The sequence below is a fragment of the Pontibacterium sp. genome, assembly GCF_041587635.1.
Taxonomy (GTDB): Bacteria; Pseudomonadota; Gammaproteobacteria; order Pseudomonadales; family Balneatricaceae; genus Pontibacterium.
The window spans coordinates 1-1,965 of the sequence record NZ_JBFGYC010000664.1 but is presented as its reverse complement, the minus strand read 5'-3'; the positions used below and the strand labels follow the sequence as shown (position 1 = coordinate 1,965).

General features: G+C 46.4%; 1 protein-coding gene and 1 pseudogene. Both read right to left on the bottom strand.

What is annotated here, in order from left to right:
* Window positions 1–382, bottom strand: a pseudogene (locus tag ABYW01_RS20460) (polysaccharide biosynthesis protein); the annotation flags it as partial.
* A gap of 30 nt (window positions 383–412) precedes the next feature.
* Window positions 413–1,588 carry a DegT/DnrJ/EryC1/StrS family aminotransferase gene (locus ABYW01_RS20455; protein WP_372836331.1) on the bottom strand — a complete coding sequence of 392 codons (1,176 nt, stop codon included), beginning with the start codon at window positions 1,586–1,588 and terminating at the stop codon, window positions 413–415.
* Between the last annotated feature and the right edge of the window lie 377 nt (window positions 1,589–1,965).

Here is a 1,965-nt window from a genome sequence, read left to right as displayed (position 1 = left end):
GCGCAAAGTTAATAGGTACTGATCGAGGAAAGGGGGCAACATTGAAAAAAAATGCTGTAGACCACATCATTAAAGCAAGCAACGCAACGCCTTTGACAACAGCCCAAATCGCCTGCGTCCCCATAAACCGGACAACCGCCCGATACAGCCCAAGCTTTGCAAAAATGAACAACCCGAATACCGGCGTAGTGATAAATAGCCACCATGCGCTTGCGAGCTGCTCTTCTGGCCACCACTCTGCCAACCTCAGCGCATACCCAGACCACAACGCAAGGGGCAAGGCGATAAAGTCCGCTAAGACCATAATCAATTTCTTACGACTACGTCCCAGTGTCAACACTCGATAATGAAGTGATGAACTAGATAGACCTGATGACTCCATTAGTACTCCATTCCTACTATCGCCATCTTATCAAGCAACGGCTTTATCCATGACTGCCTTTAGAGCCGAACAGCTCAATTCAATTTCACTTGACGTTATGGTTGGGTGAACCAAAAACATCAAACTTTGCTCTCCTAAAAATTTCGCGTTGGGCAAAGATTCAGCTGGCCTCCACCCCGTATCATCAAACGCTTTTTCAAGATATACTTCTGAGCATGATCCAGAAAAACACGGAACACCTAACTTACAGATTTCGTCTATAACTCTATCCCGATCCCAGCCCAGCTTAAGCTTATCTGGCTCAACAAACACATAGCACTTATATGCAGCATGCTCGATATACTCGGGTACATCTGGTGTCGAAAGCCCCGGCTGCTGGCAAGCTACCTGCCAAATTTTAGCGGCATTCTCAATCCTAGCATTATGCCACTCAGTCATCCGAGTGATCTGTATTCGCCCAATCGCTGCCTGCATTTCAGTCATTCGCCAATTTGTCCCGAAGGATTCATGCAACCATCTAAAACCTGGTGGATATTCACGATTATAAACGGCATCCCAGGATTTTCCGTGATCCTTTATCGACCACATCCTTTTCCAAAGCTGCTCGCTGTTTGTCGTAACCATTCCCCCTTCACCGCCAGTGGACATTATTTTATCTTGGCAGAAAGACCAACAACCAGCATGACCAATTGAACCGACACTTTTCCCCTTATAGCGCGCCCCATGAGCCTGTGCACAATCCTCAATAACATACAAATTGTGCTCTTGAGCCAGCTCCATAATCGGGTCCATATCACATGGCCACCCGGCAAGATGCACACAAAGAACCGCTTTAGTTCGCGATGTCAACACCGCACGAATACTTTCTGCGGTAATATTCTGGCTATCAAGGCTGACATCAGCAAACACTGGAGTAGCCCCCGAATTTACAATGGAGGAAACTGATGCCAAAAACGTACGCGACGTAACAACAACCTCATCACCATCCCCAACATTCAAACCTTGGAATGCCAAATCCAGCGCAACAGTGCCATTAGCGACGGCAACCGCGTGCGCCGCTTCAGAAAAAGCAGCAAACTCTTTCTCAAACTCACGCCCCTCACTTCCAGTCCAGTAATTGACTTGATTGGAAAGTAACACATTACGCACAGCCTCAGCTTCTTCATCAGTAAAGCAAGGCCAAGGAGAAAAGGATCCATTCAACACGGGAAGTTCACGTCCTAAAAATTAAAAGGCAAAACGACAAGCCTCGACGGCATCAAAGAAAAATCATATGGAGATTATTAAATGCGTACTTTAGATAGCATTTGCTGCCATAGCGGCAACTCATGCCCCTAGCAGCTATCTATCCGAGAGCTCGAGTATCAGCTTAATGATACACTCACCACACACAAAACGCCCTTTATTTAATTCATAGAAATGCACGCATCCACCCTTCTCAAGCTACAGACAGCTCCCAAAAGCCAAAAGCCAGCCAGCTTCTAAAGCCCCTGTAGCAGCATAGTGAATTTGATCACCTAATTCGAGGTGATATGATCGCCGCCATACACATCAGATGACACTATAACAAGAACTAAAACGAT